The 19,590-nt window shown below is 42.3% G+C and carries 22 protein-coding genes and 1 pseudogene; 17 read left to right on the top strand and 6 right to left on the bottom strand.

The genetic code is table 11. The features are described from left to right. Positions 1-27: 27 nt before the first annotated feature. Positions 28-249 (bottom strand): annotated as a pseudogene (locus RV13_RS05595) (helix-turn-helix domain-containing protein); the annotation flags it as partial. A gap of 530 nt (positions 250-779) precedes the next feature. On the opposite strand from RV13_RS05595, the gene RV13_RS05590 reads away from it, so the two are divergent. From RV13_RS05590 to RV13_RS05570, 4 genes are all read left to right on the top strand, one after another. Next, complete coding sequence (locus RV13_RS05590) at positions 780-1,202, top strand: RNA polymerase sigma factor (RefSeq protein ID WP_000804879.1); 423 nt, start codon at positions 780-782, stop codon at positions 1,200-1,202. Next, positions 1,199-1,429, top strand: a complete 231-nt coding sequence (locus RV13_RS05585) for a helix-turn-helix domain-containing protein (RefSeq protein ID WP_000845143.1) — start codon at positions 1,199-1,201, stop codon at positions 1,427-1,429. The genes RV13_RS05590 and RV13_RS05585 overlap by 4 nt, the downstream gene beginning before the upstream one ends. Positions 1,430-1,926: 497 nt before the next feature. Beyond that, a complete protein-coding gene (locus RV13_RS05575; RefSeq protein ID WP_000633907.1) occupies positions 1,927-2,127 on the top strand; it encodes a DUF3173 family protein in 201 nt (66 codons plus the stop codon). Positions 2,128-2,153: 26 nt separating this feature from the next. Further along, positions 2,154-3,347: a site-specific integrase gene (locus RV13_RS05570; RefSeq protein WP_060789278.1), complete on the top strand. Its 1,194-nt coding sequence runs from the start codon at positions 2,154-2,156 to the stop codon at positions 3,345-3,347. A 67-nt stretch (positions 3,348-3,414) separates the two neighbouring features. Here RV13_RS05570 and guaA read toward each other — a convergent pair whose 3' ends face one another. Together guaA and coaA are read right to left on the bottom strand one after the other, a co-directional pair. Beyond that, on the bottom strand, positions 3,415-4,962 hold the full coding sequence (guaA, locus tag RV13_RS05565; protein WP_192926095.1) for a glutamine-hydrolyzing GMP synthase: 1,548 nt from the start codon (positions 4,960-4,962) through the stop codon (positions 3,415-3,417). Positions 4,963-5,038: 76 nt separating this feature from the next. Next, a complete protein-coding gene (coaA, locus tag RV13_RS05560) occupies positions 5,039-5,962 on the bottom strand; it encodes a type I pantothenate kinase (protein WP_010745216.1) in 924 nt (307 codons plus the stop codon). 396 nt (positions 5,963-6,358) lie between these two features. On the opposite strand from coaA, the gene RV13_RS05555 reads away from it, so the two are divergent. From RV13_RS05555 to RV13_RS05545, 3 genes are read left to right on the top strand one after another with little or no spacing between them, the layout of a single operon-like run. After that, a complete protein-coding gene (locus RV13_RS05555; RefSeq protein ID WP_028020035.1) occupies positions 6,359-6,937 on the top strand; it encodes a GrpB family protein in 579 nt (192 codons plus the stop codon). Between the two features lie 54 nt (positions 6,938-6,991). Continuing rightward, on the top strand, positions 6,992-7,573 hold the full coding sequence (locus RV13_RS05550) for an SGNH/GDSL hydrolase family protein (RefSeq protein ID WP_010745218.1): 582 nt from the start codon (positions 6,992-6,994) through the stop codon (positions 7,571-7,573). A 4-nt stretch (positions 7,574-7,577) separates the two neighbouring features. After that, positions 7,578-8,177, top strand: coding sequence for a class I SAM-dependent methyltransferase (locus RV13_RS05545; RefSeq protein ID WP_010745219.1), 600 nt, complete (start codon positions 7,578-7,580; stop codon positions 8,175-8,177). Positions 8,178-8,215: 38 nt separating this feature from the next. Here RV13_RS05545 and RV13_RS05540 read toward each other — a convergent pair whose 3' ends face one another. Beyond that, positions 8,216-9,337, bottom strand: a complete 1,122-nt coding sequence (locus tag RV13_RS05540) for an NAD(P)H-dependent amine dehydrogenase family protein (protein ID WP_010745220.1) — start codon at positions 9,335-9,337, stop codon at positions 8,216-8,218. A gap of 211 nt (positions 9,338-9,548) precedes the next feature. On the opposite strand from RV13_RS05540, the gene RV13_RS05535 reads away from it, so the two are divergent. The 9 genes from RV13_RS05535 (at position 9,549) to RV13_RS05495 (ending at position 17,005) form a co-directional block, all read left to right on the top strand. After that, positions 9,549-10,496 carry a sugar-binding transcriptional regulator gene (locus RV13_RS05535; protein ID WP_010745221.1) on the top strand — a complete coding sequence of 316 codons (948 nt, stop codon included), beginning with the start codon at positions 9,549-9,551 and terminating at the stop codon, positions 10,494-10,496. Positions 10,497-10,629: 133 nt separating this feature from the next. Further along, on the top strand, positions 10,630-11,496 hold the full coding sequence (locus RV13_RS05530; RefSeq protein WP_010745222.1) for a helix-turn-helix transcriptional regulator: 867 nt from the start codon (positions 10,630-10,632) through the stop codon (positions 11,494-11,496). Between the two features lie 57 nt (positions 11,497-11,553). Then, entirely contained in the window at positions 11,554-12,027 is a 474-nt protein-coding gene (locus tag RV13_RS05525; RefSeq protein ID WP_010745223.1) for a GyrI-like domain-containing protein, read from the top strand. 204 nt (positions 12,028-12,231) lie between these two features. Continuing rightward, positions 12,232-13,032 (top strand): SDR family oxidoreductase, encoded by an 801-nt coding sequence (locus tag RV13_RS05520; protein WP_028020034.1) that lies wholly within the window; start codon positions 12,232-12,234, stop codon positions 13,030-13,032. Positions 13,033-13,088: 56 nt separating this feature from the next. Beyond that, a complete protein-coding gene (locus tag RV13_RS05515; RefSeq protein WP_010745225.1) occupies positions 13,089-13,502 on the top strand; it encodes a PTS sugar transporter subunit IIA in 414 nt (137 codons plus the stop codon). A gap of 1 nt (position 13,503) precedes the next feature. Next, on the top strand, positions 13,504-13,992 hold the full coding sequence (locus RV13_RS05510) for a mannose/fructose/sorbose PTS transporter subunit IIB (protein WP_060789277.1): 489 nt from the start codon (positions 13,504-13,506) through the stop codon (positions 13,990-13,992). Positions 13,993-14,049: 57 nt separating this feature from the next. Continuing rightward, the gene (locus RV13_RS05505; protein ID WP_010745227.1) at positions 14,050-14,862 is read left to right on the top strand and encodes a PTS mannose/fructose/sorbose transporter subunit IIC; all 813 of its coding nucleotides are present in this window, start codon (positions 14,050-14,052) and stop codon (positions 14,860-14,862) included. Between the two features lie 12 nt (positions 14,863-14,874). Further along, positions 14,875-15,738 (top strand): PTS system mannose/fructose/sorbose family transporter subunit IID, encoded by an 864-nt coding sequence (locus RV13_RS05500; protein WP_010745228.1) that lies wholly within the window; start codon positions 14,875-14,877, stop codon positions 15,736-15,738. 40 nt (positions 15,739-15,778) lie between these two features. Then, positions 15,779-17,005: a zinc-binding dehydrogenase gene (locus RV13_RS05495; RefSeq protein ID WP_010745229.1), complete on the top strand. Its 1,227-nt coding sequence runs from the start codon at positions 15,779-15,781 to the stop codon at positions 17,003-17,005. Positions 17,006-17,128: 123 nt separating this feature from the next. Here the strand turns inward: RV13_RS05495 and RV13_RS05490 are convergent, their stop codons facing one another. Together RV13_RS05490 and RV13_RS05485 are read right to left on the bottom strand one after the other, a co-directional pair. Beyond that, a complete protein-coding gene (locus tag RV13_RS05490) occupies positions 17,129-17,896 on the bottom strand; it encodes an alpha/beta hydrolase (protein WP_010745230.1) in 768 nt (255 codons plus the stop codon). A 47-nt stretch (positions 17,897-17,943) separates the two neighbouring features. Continuing rightward, the gene (locus RV13_RS05485; RefSeq protein WP_010745231.1) at positions 17,944-18,315 is read right to left on the bottom strand and encodes a hypothetical protein; all 372 of its coding nucleotides are present in this window, start codon (positions 18,313-18,315) and stop codon (positions 17,944-17,946) included. 151 nt (positions 18,316-18,466) lie between these two features. On the opposite strand from RV13_RS05485, the gene RV13_RS05480 reads away from it, so the two are divergent. Beyond that, the gene (locus RV13_RS05480) at positions 18,467-19,483 is read left to right on the top strand and encodes a LacI family DNA-binding transcriptional regulator (RefSeq protein WP_010745232.1); all 1,017 of its coding nucleotides are present in this window, start codon (positions 18,467-18,469) and stop codon (positions 19,481-19,483) included. Positions 19,484-19,590: the final 107 nt, after the last annotated feature.

Raw genomic sequence — 19,590 nt, 5'->3', positions numbered from 1 at the left:
AAGGGCTGATAATTATGAAATTAGCTCAGGTAAGAAAAATTCATCAATAGATACATGGAGTAATGATACAAGATCATACAGCACTTGTGTACTTGGGTGTTGTCCTTTGTTTTCTATATTTGTTAAATAACGTGGGTCAATTTCAATCATTGTTCCCACTTGTTCACGAGTGAGACCCCGTTTCATTCGAGCCTCTTTAATCGCTAAACCAACGGCTCTAAAATCGTATTTATCTTCTTTTTTACGCATACTAAATCACCTCTATACATTTTACTGTTCCTATATAACCATAAACAGGTATAGAAAAACATGTTATATAGTTTATGAGTTCCTATAGAACACTGTGGAATTTATTAATGCGATGAATCCAATTTCAAATAGAAAGGTCGCTGATTTTATTTACCTATACAACTTTATAAAATTTAGTCATACTCCTAGAAAGTAGATAAAATTGGCGACTTAATGGAGGGAAAAGTCGCCATGAGAAAGATAATCTGTCATCTAGTTCTCTTAATTAAGTTCTTATCAAAAAAACTTATCCACCTGTACTGGATAGATATGACCATCAATGTGGTTTTGCAGATTACATAGATAGAAAAATCAAAGCATATGAACAGAGAAAACAATCTGTTTATGTGCTTTTTTGGTCACTTAATAAATATCTTTTAGGATTTCTCTTCATTTATGCAACAAATCCCCCTTTCGTGTCGGGGCTTAGTATGAAGGGAGATAAAGAAGCACATGCCACTCCCTTTCACGACAGAAAGGGGGTGAAAAGCATGAAACCATCTTCTTTTCAAGAAACCATAGAAAATCAGTTTGACTATATCTGCAAACAAGTTATTGAAGATGAACGAAAAGATTACTTCAAACATCTAGACAGACTATCAGCAAAAGAAGTCTCGTTTTCTGATATAGATAACTACCTTGTCAACTCTTTTTCTACTGTTGATACGTACGTCACTGATTTCCAACTATTTAAATTATTTGGATTAAGAATCAATGTTGAAAGTGATTTATTAAGTGAAGCCCTGCGTCATCTTTCAGAGAAAAAACGGAACATTATTTTACTTCATTACTTTATGGATATGAGTGATGTGGAGATTGCGGAGTTACTAAATTTGAATCGTTCGACTGTTTATCGTCATCGAATAAGTGGACTAGCCATGATTAAAGAATTCATGAAGGAGTGTAAAGAATGAAAACAGCCTATCCAAGGGTCCCCTTCCCCCTCATTGTAAAGGCGACAGATGGCGACGTGGAAGCAATTAATCAGATTGTTAAACATTATCGAGGGTATACCTCAAAACGTTCATTACGTCGCATGACAGACGAATATGGAAATTCTCATATGGTTATTGATGAAACCCTACGTGGCAGAATGGAAACGAAACTCATCTCTAAGATTTTATCGTTCGAAATTAAATAGTCCCATTTTTTCGTGGAAGCGTGTCGAATCGTATCCACGCTTCCCGATTTGGGAGGTTTGTTATTCCATCAAAGCATATTGTGTGTTCAGTAGGTTTTGATAGGCTAACAAGCCAAACGTTCTTTGACAACCAAATAAAGGCAATCGAATACGTTTCGGTAAGAAAAGAGCTGATGAACTAACACGCCATGACCTACAAAATTAGTGAGCGATTCATGTTAGTAATTCGAAAGTAATCTTTAGCAGGATTGCTGCCATGACTTTCTTATCGTGATAATGATACTCCCGTATAGCCATAGTCCGAGCGTTAGAAGCGTCACAGGCAATGGGTACGGCTACATGAGAACCATGCAGAAGTGAAATTCCTGTGAGCTTTGCTAGAGCTGTTCGATTGCTAAGATATTCTTCTCTTGTCAGTGTATTATTATAAAACTATTTGATATAATTATAGGTGAATATTGGAGTTTTCCTAGCCTATAATTGGGAAAGGAGTAATAATGATAACGGTCACAAAAAAGGATTTAGTTGAGCTAGGATATGGAACTTCTTTTTCAGCAGACATCATAAAAAAAGCAAAAGAATTGATGATTACAAAAGGGCATATCTACTATCAATCTCGAAAGCTAGATAGAGTCCCTCGTGAAGCTGTTGAAGAAATTCTAGGAATTCGGTTTTCAAATGAAAACAGGTCTGAGTAGTTTTTGCACAGTAAGGAGTAAAAACTATGGTTAAAGACCCAATAAAAAAAGCAAAGAATGGAACCTATTATTTTCGTGCAAATCTAGGTTATGATTCTAAAGGGAAAAAAATTCAAAAATATCGTAGTGGATTCACTACTAAAAAAGAAGCAAGAGAAGAATATTCGAAACTGCTATTGATGAAACCAGAAGAATTAAGTGAGAATAAGGATAAAATGACGTTTAAACATTATATCTTTGAAATTTTCCTTCCATGGTATAAGACACAGGTAAAGCTCAGAACATATGAAAATCGCTTACCAACTATTAAGAAGCATTTCTCTTATTTTGATAAAATGGCTGTTTCCGATATTGAGCCTATTGATGTGCAAAATTGGCAACTAAAATTATCAAAGAAGTGTAAGTCTTCTTATGTAAGAGCTGTTCAAGGACTATTTTCAGTTGCTATGGATCGAGCAATTGTCCTTGGGATAACCACCACAAATCCATCTAAGATTATTGGCAATGTGAAAAAGCAAAAGTCTAAAATTGAATTTTGGACAAAAGAAGAATTTGAAAAAGTAATCTCTCTAATTTACAAAGAAGATTACTATCAACACTTTTTATTTATCTCTCTGTGGTTTTTATTTATGACTGGAATGCGAATTGGTGAAGCTACTGCCATTCAATGGGAAGATATTGATTTTGACTCAGGAGTACTAACCATCAACAAAACACTCTATTACAAGAATCAATCGAATTATAGATTTGTTGAACCAAAAACAAAGGCGAGCGTTCGTCATATTGTATTAGATAAATGCACATTAACTTATTTATCCGAATGGAAGGAAGTACAACAAAATCTAATTCAGACAGACTTTGTAATGAGCTATAACGGTATTCCTACCCAAAAACATACACTATCATATGCTATTGAACGCTATGCTAAGCTGGCTGGTATCCATCGAATCAGAATCCATGGGTTACGGCATTCTCATGCTTCCTTGTTAATCAGTATGGGAGAAAATCCACTTATCATTAAAGATCGTCTAGGACACGAAGATATTGAGACGACTTTAGGAACGTATGGACATCTTTATCCTAACAGTAATTTCGAGGTAGCTAACAAATTAAATGGAGCCATTTCCTTTAAAGAAGTAAAACAAAATTATGATACTTCACCAAAGAATCAATTTACTGTAGACTACTTGCGAAACAAAGAAATGAAAAAAGTGCAATAAAAGTGCAGTAAAAAGATAAGAAGAGCCAGAAACCCTTGGTATAAGAGGATTTCTAGCTCTCCTACAACTACTCCCACTCCACAGTAGCAGGTGGCTTACTCGTAATATCATACACGATCCGGTTCACATGAGAAACTTCATTTACGATCCGGACTGAGATCTTTTGCAAGACATCCCATGGGATACGAGCGAAGTCTGCGGTCATGCCGTCGATTGACGTAACGGCACGGATACCGACTGTGTAGTCGTAGGTGCGGCCGTCGCCCATGACACCGACTGAGCGGATGCCTGGTAGGACAGTGAAGTATTGCCAGATGTCGCGGTCAAGGCCGGCATTGGCGATTTCTTCACGTAGGATCGCGTCTGATTCGCGGACGATTTCTAGTTTTTCTTCGGTGATTTCACCGATGACACGAATGCCTAGGCCTGGTCCTGGGAATGGCTGGCGCCAAACGATGGAGTCGGGCATGCCAAGCTGTGTTCCTAATTCGCGGACTTCGTCTTTGAATAGGGTATTTAATGGTTCGATCAATTCGAACTGCATGTCTTCTGGTAATCCACCAACGTTATGGTGTGATTTGATGGTTTGGGCTGTTTCTGTACCAGATTCGATCACATCGGTATAAAGCGTGCCTTGGGCTAAGAAAGAGATACCTTCTTTACCTGCAAGTTTGGTCGCTTCATCGTCGAATACATAAACGAATTCATTTCCGATGATTTTACGTTTTTTCTCTGGATCTGAAACGCCGGCTAATTTATTTAAGAAACGGTCTTTGGCATCAACTTTGATGATGTTTAAGCCGAATTTTCCGCCAAGTGCTTCCATGACTTGTTCGCCTTCGTCTTTACGTAATAAACCGTGGTCTACGAAGATCGATGTTAATTGGTCACCGATGGCTTTTTGTAAAAGCACCCCTACGACAGAAGAGTCTACGCCGCCTGATAGGCCAAGCAAGACTTTTTTGTCGCCGACTTGTTCGCGGATTTTTGCGACTTGCATATCGATGAAGTTATCCATCGTCCAGTCGCCTTTACATTGACAGACATCTAGGGCAAAGTGACGTAACAATTCGTTACCGTATTCTGAATGGCGCACTTCTGCGTGGAATTGGATGCCGTAGAAGTTGCGGTTGGTATCTTGGATCGCTGCGATCGGGCAATCTTTGCTGGTGCCGACTCTTTCGAAGCCTTCTGGTACTTGAGTCACTAGGTCACCGTGGCTCATCCAAACGGTTTGCTCTTTTGGTGTGCCGGCAAATAGGACCGCATCGTCAGAGGTAACTTCTAATGTTGCTTGACCGTATTCACGGTTTTTCGCAGGTTCGACTTTACCACCTAAGTTATAGGTGATCAGCTGCATGCCGTAACAGATACCTAGGACAGGAATGCCTAACTCAAAGATTTTTGGATCGATGGAGAAGGCTCCTTCGTCATAAACACTGTTTGGGCCACCGGATAGGATGATCCCTTTTGGATTCATGGCTTTGACTTCTTCAGCAGTGATGCGGTGGCTCATAAGTTCTGAGAAGACACCGAATTCACGGATACGACGAGTGATTAATTGGTTATACTGACTACCATAATCAAGTACAATGATTTTTTCTACGTTTGTCATTTCGGTAGAAATGTTTGTCACAATTATTACCCCTTTTCAAGTTTTATTATAAAAGAAAGCAAGCTTTCTTTATAAGCTAGTATTTACGCAAATAGATTTCATCAATAATATGATGCTTTGCCTTGTGCAAGATAATATCAGCTCGACCTCTTGTTGGCAAGATATACTCTTCCAAATTCTTCAAGTTGACATTTTTCCAGACATCTTCCGCCATAGCTAGCGCTTCTTTGCGGTCGCCGATAGCATAGTCATAATAGTAGTTATCAGGATCTTTGAAGGCGGTGTCCAGTAGGGATTCGAAACGCTCGATATACCAGCGCTCCACCATCTTCGGATCAGCATCGACATAAATCGACAGGTCGAAAAAGTCGCTGACGTAGATTTGCTGATTGGCTGGCAGCTGCAAGGTGTTAATTCCCTCCACAATCAAAATATCCGGTGAATCGATCATCTCGTATTCACCCTCCACGATATCATACACATCATGAGAATATTTTGGGATGGGGATATTTTCCTTGCCTGATTTCACTTCGTTCAAGACATCGATCAAATTCTCCATGTCATAGCTCTCAGGAAATCCTTTGCGATCCATGATTCCCCGTTCTTCTAAAACAGCGTTTGGATAGAGGAACCCATCTGTAGTGATCAGTTGAACGGTTTGGTGTTTGAACAGGCGGTCCAACAAGGTCTGTAATAAACGAGCGGTGGTACTTTTTCCGACAGCCACACTACCGGCGATCCCGATAATAAAAGGCGGCATCTTCACATAGCGATGCAAAAACAATCCTTTGCTTAAAGTTAGCGACTCAAAATCTTTCATATAAAGATGGATCAAATGACATAAAGGTACATAGACATCGGCCACATCCTTCATTGAGATTTGGTCGTTCAAACTTTTGATATTATCAAGCTCTGCTTGGGTCAACGGTGTGTTTCCCGGTGTGTAGAAATCCTGCCACTGGTCACGGGCGATCCGGAAATAGTTCCCTCTTTCGTTCATAATAACCTCCTTATTCATTTTTATAGCGTCTAGTCTACGAGGATAGCTCCCAGCAAGCTCGGTAATCCCCATGAATTTATCTAACGTGAACAGTCAAAAGGTTCTCGTAAGTTCACTCTCCTGATGATCTTGCCATCGCAAGAAATCAGACGGCAACTGCGCTTATTCTACCATAAAAAACGGTGTTGGAACGTGCTCTGCTTTCAAGAAATCCGAATAATTTCCTAACATAAAACGTTATATGCCATTTTAGCCGAAAAAAACCCTAAAAAGCTATTGTAATGATAGGAGTTTCATTGTTTTTTTAGATGGGGATGTGAAAATTCGCGAGAAGTTAAGAATCAGTGGTGAAAAGTGTATTATAGAAGTAGCAGATTTATGAGAACGGGTGCTGAGATGAAAAAGCTAGAGGATATGACTTTGGAAGAGCTGTGGGAATTGTTTCCGATTGTTTTGAAAGAACATAGTCCGAAGTACGCTGAATGGTACGAGGAAGAAAAGCAGAATTTAACGGAATTACTCGCTGACTTTGGACTTCAACGGATCAATCATATTGGCAGTACCTCGGTGGAGGGGCTGATCGCAAAACCAATTGTAGATATTTTATTGGAATTGCCAGAGGGCTATGATTTGGATCGTGTATCAGAGTTGTTGAAAAATGCTGACTGGATTTTGATGATTAGAGATGACGCAAAGCAGACGTTGGATTTGAATAAGGGCTACACACCAGCAGGCTTTGCGGAAAAAGTCTATCATCTGCATGTGCGAGCGCTCGGGGATTGGGACGAGCTGTATTTCAGAGATTATTTGCGGAAGTATCCGAAAGCTGCTCGACAATATGAAGAATTGAAGCGGTCATTAAAAGAAAAATACGAACACAACCGTGACGCGTATACAGAGGCAAAAACAGCATTTGTTCAGCAGTATAGTCAAGCGGCTCGTGAGGAATTTGGTACGCGCTATTTGGCTAAATAAATTTCGCGTTTCATGCTATGATAGAACCGATAGAATTGTGAGGAGGATGAAGGTATGAAAGAGATCGTTTTATTTGGCGACAGCTTATTGACTGGTGTGATGAATGGAGAAACCAGCGATATTTTAGATACGTATATTCTTGATGAATTAACGGAGATGGGCTTTCCCGGCTATCAATTAGTCAAGCTGGGCAAACGCGGCGAGACTTCTTCTGATGGATTGGCACGAGTGAGTGAAGCCGTGGATGCAGAAGGTGATTTTGTGGTCATTTCCTTTGGGACGAATGATTCATTGAAGCACGAGACATCACTAGAAGCCTTTGGTGAAAATCTAAAGGAAATTATCGAATCTTTTGATGCGTCCAAAGTCATCCTATTGACTACGGGGTATATCAATACAGAGGTTTATCCAAAAGGGGACAACGAACGGCAACAGCTCTTCGCGCAGAAGGCGAAAATGGTGGCGGCAGAATCTGGAGTCAACGTGATCGATCTGTATCATCACATGACGGTTTATCCAAAACCAAATGAGTTCGTGCAAACATTTGACGGCATCCATCCGTCTGACGAAGGCTATCATTTCTTAGGGGCCTTGATTGCACGAGATATCAAAGAAATATTATTAGCAGAAGGGTAAGTATATGGCAAATCATTATTATTCCGAAAATCCCGAGACCGCTCACGACCTGCATCAATGGTCGTTTGAATTGGCTGGGAAAAATTTTCAGTTTGTGACCGACAGCGGTGTTTTTTCCCGTGACACGGTGGACTTTGGCTCACGTGTTTTAATTGAGCATTTTGACGCATCAGACTTACCAGAGGGAACCTTGCTGGATGTTGGCTGCGGGTATGGACCAATTGGCATGGCGTTAGCCTATCAAACGCAGCGTCCTGTTGAAATGATCGATGTGAACAATCGTGCGGTCGAGCTGGCTCAAGGCAATGCCAAGCGCAATGGGATCGAAGCGGATATTCACCAATCCAATATTTATGAGACCCTGCATCAGACAGAGTATGCGGCGATCATCAGTAATCCGCCAATTCGTGCGGGAAAAAAGGTCGTCCATCAGATTTTGAGCGAGGCGGCGCCCTTATTAAAAACTGGCGGCACCTTGACGATCGTGATCCAAAAGAAGCAAGGAGCACCTAGCGCGAAAAGTAAAATGGAAGAAGTCTTCGGCAACGCGGAGATCGTAGCGAAGGACAAAGGCTACTATATCATCCGCAGTGTGAAGGAATAGAAAAATGCCACAAACCGATTGGGTCTGTGGCATTTTTTTTACGTGTTATCGCCGTACCCCTTCATATCAGGTTCGGTTCTATCGCTGCGGAAGCTTTCTTTTGGCAGTGTTAGAGGAAGAGTCATAGAGTCTAGCACGCCAGCTTCTGCTTCAACGACATAGGGAATGGCGTTGACGGCCCGCATACAGGTGATCACCATGCCTTCATAGCCAGCGGTTATTTCATTTTTCCCGGGGAAGAATTCACAGGACATATTAGGATCGCCTTCAACAACCAAACGGTAGGTCCCATCTCGCGGCCCTTTTGGCCAATGTGGCGCTATGTCTTTATCCATCCGGTTGACGTGCTCGATAATGATCTTGTCTTCACCATTGACGATGCCGATGGTTTCAAAGCGAACCGCGCCAACAGTTCCAGCAGGAATCGTGCCGCTAGCGACATGCAATTCTTTTTCAGTAATCACTTTTTCATAGGTCTGGCGATATCCGTCCAGTTCGTAACCTAGAGCATTAGCGATGTAAGCGATCGGCGGTCCCCACGAAACGAGCTGTGTTCCTTCACCGCTCATCACTGGCTCGTAGTCCATCGGCATTCCGAAGCCAAAGGCATATTTTATTGTCATTTCATCAGGATAGGTATCATACATAAAGATTTCTTGGGTACGAACTTGTTTGATCGTATTAGAGCAGGTCAAGACGAGGGCTAACAGATGGTCAGCAGCAAAACCAGGTTCAATACCAGAAATATATAGGGAGGCATTTCCTTTACGTGCGGCTTCAGAAAGCTGAGGCGTTATCTCTTGATTGGTAGGAGATGATGGATAGACAAGGTTTGCGAGTGATGTACCAACAACGTTGATACCAGCTAATAATAGTTTTTCAATGAGAGGCAACAGAATTTCATTGGCTTTGTTTGCAGGGGGATTTAATCCAATAACGGCGCAATCGGGTTTCAGCTGGATTAAGTGATCGATATTATTGCTGATGGTAAGCCCGATCGGCTTGTCACCATACAGCAGACCAGCATCTGTTCCAACCTTATTTCCAGCGGTTTCCTCATGTGCCCACACACCAATAACCTCAAAATCAGAACGATCGAACATGCAGCGGACGGCAATTGAACTGATGCTTCCGGTACCTAAGACAATGACCTTTACCATAGCGATCCCTCCATTGTTCTATTCTTACACATCTATAGTACCTTCTAAGCCGAGTCTAAAGCAATGTCTATTTCGCTTATTCTCCCTATATATAGTTAGAAAAGAGCTATTTCAGCGGATCTTCTGTAATCCCTTGCAGAAGAGGAACAAGTAAAGGTATAATCACATTGACTCATGTTTTTCACAAATGTGATAAAAGGAGAGGGAGTTTATGCAAAAAGAAGAAGACAAGTTACTGGTTCGCATTGCCGAAATGTACTACCAAGAAGATAAAAATCAAAGCCAGATTTCTAAAGAATTAAATATTCACCGCAGTACGATCAGTCGGTTACTGAAGCGTTCGCGAAATGAAGGTATCGTGAATATTTCCATTAATTACGACAAGGCGGGAACCTACAGCATCGAAAAGGAGCTGCAAGAAAAGTTCGACCTGGAAAAAGCGATCATTGTGCAGGCAGGTGCTGATCTCAGTCGAACGCAAAAGGACAAATTATTGGCGCAAGGTGTGGGGGAATACCTGACGGAAATTATCAAGGATGATATGATCTTTGGCTTTTCGTGGGGAGAGACGATGTCCGCGATTCCAGAAGGGCTAAGCAACTATGACGTGAATAATATCCTTTGTGTTCCCATGATCGGCGGACCGTCTGGACGTCTCATCAGCGATTATCATGTGAATACGATTACCTATGAAGCATCGAAAAAACTTAATGGCAGGGCTTTATTGATTGATTCACCGGCATTTCCTGAAACGGTCGCATTGAAGAAGGCCTTGATGGAAAATGAGTTCAATCAAGAGCTGATTGATTATTGGCGGAAGATCGATATCGCCATCTTAGGGATTGGTTCGCCTACCTTGAAGGCTAGTGAGAGCTGGAAGCAGTTCTATGGCGAAGATGTTTTAGCTTATTTAGAAGGAAAAAAAGTTGTCGGAGACGTCGTGTCCCGCTTTTATAATATCGAGGGTGAACACATCGACAATACTTTGGATGATCGCTTAATCGGGATCGACATTTCTGATTTAAAGCGTACTCCTTACCGAATCGGTGTGGCGGAAGCCGTGGATAAGGCCGATGCGATCGCCAGCGCCTTAAAGGGACGCTACATCAATGTATTGGTCACGACAGAAGAGACGGCACAAGAGGTATTGAAACGATAGGTCGGGATGAATATAAACTTTTCAATCGCAGCTGTAAATTGAAGTTCAGCTTCGCAAATGAGCTTTGTCGGTAATATGCTGAGCCAGTTTGCGAAGCCTTTCTTATCATCGAGTCATTCCAAGAGGAGGTACCATGCAAGTTATTCGTTTGCTTCAAACGACCTTAATTTTATTGAGCCGCAAACAGGTGACCGCTAAGGAATTAGCGGAGCGATTTCAGGTTTCTGTTCGAACAATCTACCGCGATGTTGACGCTTTGAGCTTAGCAGGTGTACCCGTTTATGCGAATAAGGGACGAAATGGTGGGATTTTCTTAGATGATTCCTATCATGTCAGTCATGCGTTGATTGACAAAGAAGAACAAGATGACCTTTTTTTAGCGCTGCATTTATTGCAATCGGTCGGCTTAGCGGACACAGATGAGCTGATGAAAAAAATGGGTACTGTTTACGATTGGAGCGAGTGGCTGGACGTTGATTTGAGTCAGACGGAGATCTCCAGTGAAACCTTTGAGCAAATCAAAAAAGCGTTATTCAATCATTGTGAGATCACCTGCATTTATCATACGGAATATGGACAGACCCGTCTGTTGTCACTGGCGCCAAAGCGAGTGGTATACAAGTATCAGACTTGGTATTTACTTGCATGGGAATTGCCTAAAGAAGCGTGGGGCTTATTTCCGCTTAAGCAAATTCGAAATGTTGTTTTAAAAGAACCGATCCACTATCCATTTCCTGAAGAGGTAGTAGTATTTCCGCAATTAATGGTGCACTTACGCTTCAGTAAACGAATTGCCTATAAAAAATATGCGGAGTTCGCCGATTTTGACTGGACTGATAATGCGGACAGCAGTTTTGATGCCTCATTGACCTTTGCGGAATTCGACGATCTGTACCGTTTCTTGATTCCGCTGGGGAAAAATGTCGAAATACTTGGACCTAGCTGGATTCGTGAGAAGGTGCTGAATTATGTCGCGGCTTTTTACGAAAATCATTTTTAATATGACAGGTTCTGGCACCTTTCTTCGGTAGAGTAGAGAAAAGAGGAGGAGATAGCTATGCAATTTGAACCAATCATTAAACCGGATCAGTGGATTCTTTCCCAAAGCTTTACTGTGAAAGTCGAAGAAATTCCACAAGTCATTGGACCAACCTTTATGAAATTGGGCGGCTTCGTTCAAGAGCAAGGAATCGCAATTTTGAGTACCCCTTTTGTGTCCTATAAAAATATGGATGAGAATGGCGGGTTAGATGAGTCTGCTATCGAGATGGAGGTGGGCTTTCCAGTAGCGGAGGAAGTGAAGAATGCTGCGGAAATTGACAGCGACAGCTATTTTCTGCCTTCCTATAAAGCGTTATCTGGTCTTTATGTAGGCAAATATGAAGAGATGACCGAACCCTATTTCGCGATGATGGATGAGATTAAACGGATTGGCGGAACCTTCAGCGGGATTTCTTATGAATATTATCTTAGTGATGAGGAGATCCCAGAGGAACAGCAGGAAACGATCATGGAATTGGTTTACGAATAGTGAGCAGCAGGACAAGTTGAAAAGCTTGTCCTGTTTTTGTTTTAACGACCCTAGGCAATTTTGCTAGGGTTTTTCTTTGTGCACTTTTGTGATTTTGTTTTAAATAAATTGCAAAAAGTTGTTGACAACGTTTTCTTGTGCGGTTACTATAAAGGTGCAACAAATGTTAAAAAGAAATCACAAATGTTAAAAGGGGCGTTTGCAATGGATTGGTTAGATGTAAAAGGAAAAACGGTCATTGTCACAGGAGGATCATCAGGAATTGGAGCGGCCATTGTCGAAGAGTTATGTGAATTAGGGATCAATGTCGTGAACGCGGATCTTAGAGAAGGAAGCTTCACACATGAAAATCTACTTTTTAGTCAAACAGATGTGACGTCACCTGAATCTGTGGAGCAGACAGTTGCCACAGCTGTAGAAAAATTTCAAACGATTGATGCGGTTGTGAACAACGCAGGGATCAACATCCCTGCTTTACTAGTCGATGAAGAACTGACTGAAGGCGGGAAATTCCAAATCAACGAGCAAATTTTTAATAAGATGATCGCCATTAATCAAAAGGGTGTTTACCTGATGGGGCAAGCTGTCGGTCGTGTGATGGTCAAGCAGGGCTACGGCGTCATTATCAACATGTCCTCAGAATGTGGGCTAGAAGGTTCGGAAGGTCAAAGTGTTTATGCAGCGACAAAAGCGGCGGTGAATAGTTTTACGCGTTCATGGGCAAAAGAGTTAGGAAAAAAAGGCGTTCGGGTAGTAGGGATCGCACCTGGAATCATGGAGGAAACAGGCTTACGCACAATCGAATATGAAACAGCGTTGGCTTATACACGCGGTATCACTGTGGAGCAATTACGCGCAGGCTACAGCAATACAAAAACAATTCCACTGGGACGCGATGGAAAATTAAGTGAAGTAGCAGATTTGGTTGCTTACTTTGTTTCGGGACGCTCAAGCTATGTGGATGGTGTGACGGTGAATGTTGCCGGTGGGAAAACGAGAGGATAAATCGTCTGTTTCCTTTTTTGAAGGACATGGACATAAATAGGAACGAGGAGGGACTTATGAACAAGGTAATTTTAGTCGCACATGGCAAGCTGGCACATGAAATGAAAAATTCCGCTGAAATGATTTTCGGCGGACTGCCAAATTTTGAGTCAGTGGAATTTTTGAAGGAGGAGGGCTTAGATACGATTCAGGAAAAAATCACTGCAGCTATGCAAGATGATGAGTCTTCGTATTTGATCTTGACCGATTTGTTTTGCGGCACACCTTATAATGCCAGCTGTGCCGTGGCTATGAAAAATCCCGAACGCGAGATCGACGTCGTATCGGGAATGTCGCTGCCGATCGTTTTAGAGGTGGCAAGTATGTTAGGGAATTCTTTGCAGGATATTGTGAATCATGCAACAAGTATTCCGTGCGATACAGTGAAAGCGTTTAAACAGCAGGTGATTGAAGAAGAGGAGGATTTTTAAGATGCAAATCAAATTAGTGCGGATCGATGATCGATTGATCCATGGACAAGTAGCAACGGTTTGGGCAAAGGAAGCAGGTGCGAAACGAATCATCGTTGTCAGTAAAGAAGTCGCGAACGATGACATTCGCAAGACATTGGTGAAACAAGCAGCGCCTCCAGGTATCAAAGTGAATATTGTTGATCCGGAAAAGGCAGTAAAGGTTTATAACAATCCAAAATACGCGGACGAGACAGTCTTCTATCTATTCACCAATCCGATGGAGGTTTTAGAGCTGGTACAAATGCAAGTACCTATCAAATCTATCAACATTGGCGGCATGCAGTTCAAAACAGGTCGAACGCAAATCACAAAAGCCGTATCCGTTGATCAAACTGAAGCGGATGCATTCAGAAAATTAGAAGCAGCAGGTGTAGAGCTGGATTTACGTGTCGTGGCAACAGATCCAAAAGGAAATTTTGAGGAAAAGCTGAAGGAAGCGGGATTTTAATCAGTATTCAAATAGTAGGAAAGAACTACGTTCGAACAAACAAGGAGGACACAAAAAATGGAATTATCAGCTTTACAGATTGTACTTATTTTTCTTTTTTCATGTGTGTGCGGGATGGGCAGTGTGTTGGATGAATTTCAAACGCATCGACCGTTGATCGCCTGTACGATAGTTGGCTTGATTCTAGGGGATGTAACAACGGGCATTATTTTAGGCGGAACGTTGGAGCTAATCGCGTTAGGGTGGATGAATATTGGTGCGGCACAGTCGCCGGATTCGGCTCTAGCCAGTGTGATCTCAACAATATTAGTAGTTGTGGGTCAGCAAGACATTCAATCAGGGATCGCCATCGCTTTACCTGTCGCAGCAGCTGGGCAAGTATTAACCGTTATCGCTCGGACGATCACCGTGGCTTTCCAGCATGCGGCGGATCGCGAGGCGGAAAAAGCGAATTTCAACAAAATTATCTTCCTGCATTTTAGCGCCCTGTTCATTCAGGCGTTGCGTGTGGCGATTCCAGCGACTATCGTAGCGGCCTTCGTCAGTGCAGAGATGGTAACGAAAATGCTAGACATGATTCCAGACGTGATCACGGGTGGTTTGGCAGTGGCCGGCGGCTTTATCGTGGTTGTCGGTTACGCGATGGTATTGAACATGATGAGCGTCGCTTACTTGATGCCGTTCTTCTATCTAGGATTTGTGATGGGCGGCTATCTAGAGTTCAGTTTGCTGGCCTTCGGGATTATTGGATTGATCACGGCATTAATCTATGTGCAGTTGAATCCAAACTTTAAGAAAAATGAAGTCCAAGGCAATCAGGTGGCGGCGGTCGTTGCTGGTGAGCTGGCTGACGATGAGCTGGAAGATTAGGAGGCAAAGAAAATGGAAAATACTTCAATGGTAGAGAGTAAAAAGGATATTTACGCGCAATCACAATTGACGAAAAAAGACTTGATGACGACGTTTGTCTTCTCAAATTTCCAGCAAGCGTCGTTTAACTTTGAACGAATCCATGCCTTGGCATTCTGTGTGGACATGATCCCAACGATTCGCCGAGTGTATAAAACAAAGGAAGAGCAGGCGGAAGCTTTGAAACGCCATTTGACCTTTTTCAATACAACACCAGCGGTCTGTGGACCAGTCATTGGTGTAACGATGGCGATGGAGGAAGCACGGGCAAGCGGTGCGGATATCGATGATGGAACAATCAATAGCTTGAAAGTTGGATTGATGGGACCATTAGCTGGTGTCGGTGATCCATTGGTCTGGGGAACATTACGACCGATCACTGCAGCTTTAGGAGCATCTTTGGCACTATCCGGCAATGTGATGGGACCGATCCTATTCTTCGTGGCCTTTAATGCGATCCGGTTAGCCATGAAATGGTTTGGCCTGACCTATGGGTTCAGCAAAGGGATGGATATCGTAAAAGACCTGTCGGGAAATCTGTTGCAAAAATTAACCGAAGGCGCGACAATCCTAGGTTTGTTCATCATGGGTGTCTTGGTAACGAAGTGGACGACCGTCAATATTCCATTGGTTGTCTCAAAAACACCAGGTGCGGATGGCAAAACGGTTATTACGACCGTTCAAAATGTTTTGGATGATTTGGTACCTGGCTTGCCAGCTTTAGGTTTGACTCTATTGATGATGTATCTATTGAAGAAAAAAGTCAGTCCAATCGTCTTGATTTTTGTCTTGTTTGCAGTTGGGATCGTTGGTTATTGGTTAGGTATTTTAGCGTAATAATGCTTCATAATATAGTAGGATTTTAGGAGGAACAGCAGTGAAAACGAAAGCGGTAAGATTATATGGTAAGAAAGATTTGCGCTTGGAGGAATTTGAATTACCTGAAATTAAAGAAAATGAAATTTTGGCATCCGTCATTACCGACAGCATTTGCATGTCGACATGGAAATTAGCGAATCAAGGGGCCGACCATAAGAAGGCGCCAAATGATCTAGCGGAAAATCCTATCATCATCGGCCATGAATTTTGCGGCGAACTGCTGGAAGTAGGCGGAAAATGGGCGCACAAATATAAAAAGGGTGAACGTTATGTTCTGCAGGCGAACCTGCAGCTGCCGGATCGCCCAGATTGTCCAGGGTATTCGTATCCTTACACAGGCGGCGACGCTACCTACATCGTAATTTCAGAAGATGTCATGAATCAAGATTGTCTGATTCCATATAAAGGAGACACCTACTTTGAAGGGTCATTGATTGAACCCTTGTCTTGTGTGATCGGTGCCTTTGAAGCAAACTACCATTTAAAAGAAGGGTCTTATGAACACAAGATGGGCATTCAGCCTGATGGCAATTTATTGATCATGGGCGGTACCGGACCTATGGGCTTATTGGCGATTGATTATGCGCTGCATGGCCCTATCAAACCTAAAAAATTAGTGGTCACAGACCGTGACGCAGAAAAATTAGCTCGTGCGGCAAAGCTTTATCCTAGTCAAGATGGGATCGAGGTTTCTTATGTTAATGTGGCGGATGTGGAAGATCAAGTCAGCGTATTGAAGGAAACAGCTGGCGGCGGCTTCGATGATATCTTCGTCATGGTACCAGTCGGCCCAGTGGTAAGTGACGCGGCAGCGATGCTAAATCCTGACGGTTGTTTGAATTTCTTCGCCGGACCACAGGACAAGGGATTTTCAGCGAACGTAAACTTCTATGACGTACACTATTCATTTACTCACTTTGTCGGAACCTCAGGGGGAAATACCGAAGACATGCGTAAAGCGGTGAAGCTGATTGAAGACAAGCAGGTGAAAGTGGCGAATGTCGTTACTCACATTTTAGGGTTAGATGCTGTGGGAGAAACGACACTGAATCAGCCGGCTATCGGCGGTGGAAAGAAATTAGTGTATACCCACAAGCAATCTGAATTAAAGAAATTGTCAGAGATCGATAAGGATTCTGAACTAGGAAAAATTCTCGCTGAAACAGATGGAATTTGGAGCAAAAAAGCAGAAAATTATGTTTTGAAGAATTACCCAAATATTTAATATTTTATTTAGTAAATGAATTAATCCGCATTTGGCAGGATTTCCGAATATCAAATGTTCGTGTTTTAAAGGAATAAAAGAAAAAAGATCGCCGCAGAAAAATCAAACTCTGCGACGATCTTTTTAAATAGTAGCCTTTAAGAATTGAACGGTGGCTTGGTAGGCGATCTCCGCGTAGCCTTCTCCGTGGACGGTCCCTTTGATTAGTTTGTTTTCGCTAGGGATGCCTTTTTCAGCCAGGGCCGCTTGTAATTTATAGACTCCTGATAATGGAACCAATTCATTTAGTGAGTTGGCGATAAAAAGTGGTCCGCTGTTATTTGAGACGCGAGCCAATGGATCGGCCTGCTTCAGCCGTTCCATATCCTGACCAACATAATTTAGGATGAACCACTTATAAAAGGCGTCGTTTGCGCCGTCTTGGTCGATTTTTCCGCTGGCTTGTTTATCAAAATCGGGTTTTTGGTTCATTGCTGGAACAACCTCTGGGTGCTGCTGTACCCAATCATAGAGGTCGATGATCCCAGACCAGGAAGCTGCTGGAATCCCCTTTTGCAAGGCCAATTCAATAGATAAATTGCCGCCGGATGAAGAACCAAGGGCGGTAATTTTCCCCTTTACCGGATAGTCACTGGCTGCCAACCAATCATAGACCTTCAGTAAATCATCCATTGCCGCTGGAAAGAGATGATCAGGTGCTAAACGATAGTTCGGTGCGACAACAAGAAAGCCATCAGTGGTCAATCGTTCTGCCAAAGCAGTTTCTTTACTTTTGTCTCCGCGAAACCAGCCGCCGCCGTGGATCAAAATAATGGCGGCTTCTATTTTATTTGGTTCATAAATGTCTAAGGTTAATTGATTTTTTTCATCGTACACGTAATCTTTGATCATAGTGTTGCGCTCCTTTTTAAATAAATGAGATTCGCAAACGGCTTCTATTAAATCAAGTCATTTTCTTTGGTTGGTTTGGGCTGTTGCGTCATCAATTCAGCTAAAATAGCTAACAAATTTTGTTGCGCTGCCTCATAGTCATCTATTTGGTCGCCGAATTCTTGATTGAATTCGGCTAAACCACCCTTTACAAAGGCGTATTCATATTGGTAGACCGCATCGTAGGCTTTGGTAAAGCGTTGAAGCAAGTCCATTTGACCATCTAATTGCAGCGCTATCTGGATGATACGAAAATCCGTATAAGCTAATTCAAACTGAACGGCCCAAGCACGCATGAAATCGTGTTGATTTTTTATGTGTAGATAGTGGTGTTCGGTTGTCCATTGTAGATTTTTAACGGCTCCTATCACATCAAGCATTTTTCTCACCTGCCTTGGCACTCTTTATAGTCTTTAATTTACGCTCTTTTTTCTGTAGAGCAAGTAAGAAGTCTTACCTTTTGAAGAAAAAGACTTTCTTTCTAAATTTTCCTTTGCTACACTTAAAAAAAACATAGAGAGAAGGTCCATGATGAAGATCACCATTAAAGAAATCGCTGAAATGGCGGGTGTTTCGGTAACAACCGTCTCGCAAATCTTGAATAATAAGGGCAGTCGCTTCAGTGAGCAGACGCGGCAAAAGGTCTTGGCGATCGTGGATGAGTATCAATACAAGCCAGATTTTTTTGCGGCGAATTTGATCAATCGTCATTCAAAAACAATCGGCATGATCGTGCCGGATGTGACAGACTTTTTCTTTTCAAAAGTGATTGAAGGGGTAGAAAGTTATTTAAACCCATTAGGCTATATGATTATTTTGTGTAACTCACGCCACGACATTGAACAAGAAAAACGTTATTTAAATGAACTGTCTCATCGCTCAGTAGATGGCATCCTGTTAGCGACTCCGAACCATCTGGAGGGGGAGCACAAGCTAGGCAGTGAATTCTATCGAAAGCGTCCCATCGTTTTAATCGACCGGGGCTTGAATGACCGTGATTGGGGTCAGTTGCTGGTGGAGGAGTATGCTGGTGCGCAAGATGTCTTGCGGATGCTGGTAGAAAAAGGGCATCGACACATAGGAATGCTGAAGGAAAGCCAAGGCTACTATCAATTGACCGAACGTGTGAAGGCCTATCGTCAGGTAGTTTTTGAATATCAGCTGCCTTTTGAGGAAAGCTATATTTGTTCGGGGCAATTGACGATTTCTGGTGGTTATCATGCGGCGAAAGAAGTATTAAAGAATAAGGAGATTACCGCTATTTTTTGCGGAAACGATGAAATGGCGATCGGTTGCTATCAAGCGATTTATGAAGCGGGATTAAAGATTCCTGAGGATATTTCAGTTGTCGGTTTTGACGGATTAGAGGTTAGTCAGTATATGGTTCCACCATTGACAACGGTCTTTCAGCCAAGTACCGAAATCGGTTTTTCTGCAGCGAAATTTTTAGTCGATGCTATTAATTTTCCTTCTCAGCGAATCCCGAATAAAATCTTCCAAACTAAATTAATTATTCGTGAGAGTGTGAAGAATGTAAATGAGGGTTGACAACGGGTTGAGTACCCGTTATAGTAACGATGTTAGCGCTAACAGAAAGCGCTTCTATATTTAGTAAACTGTTTTACTAAAGTGGTTTACCTTTCGCCATTTTATTG

Origin of the sequence: Enterococcus raffinosus, from assembly GCF_001886185.1 — a bacterium.
Classification (GTDB): domain Bacteria; phylum Bacillota; class Bacilli; order Lactobacillales; family Enterococcaceae; genus Enterococcus_A; species Enterococcus_A raffinosus.
Note: the sequence above shows the minus strand (reverse complement) of the source record. Positions and strands in the feature narration are given on the sequence as shown.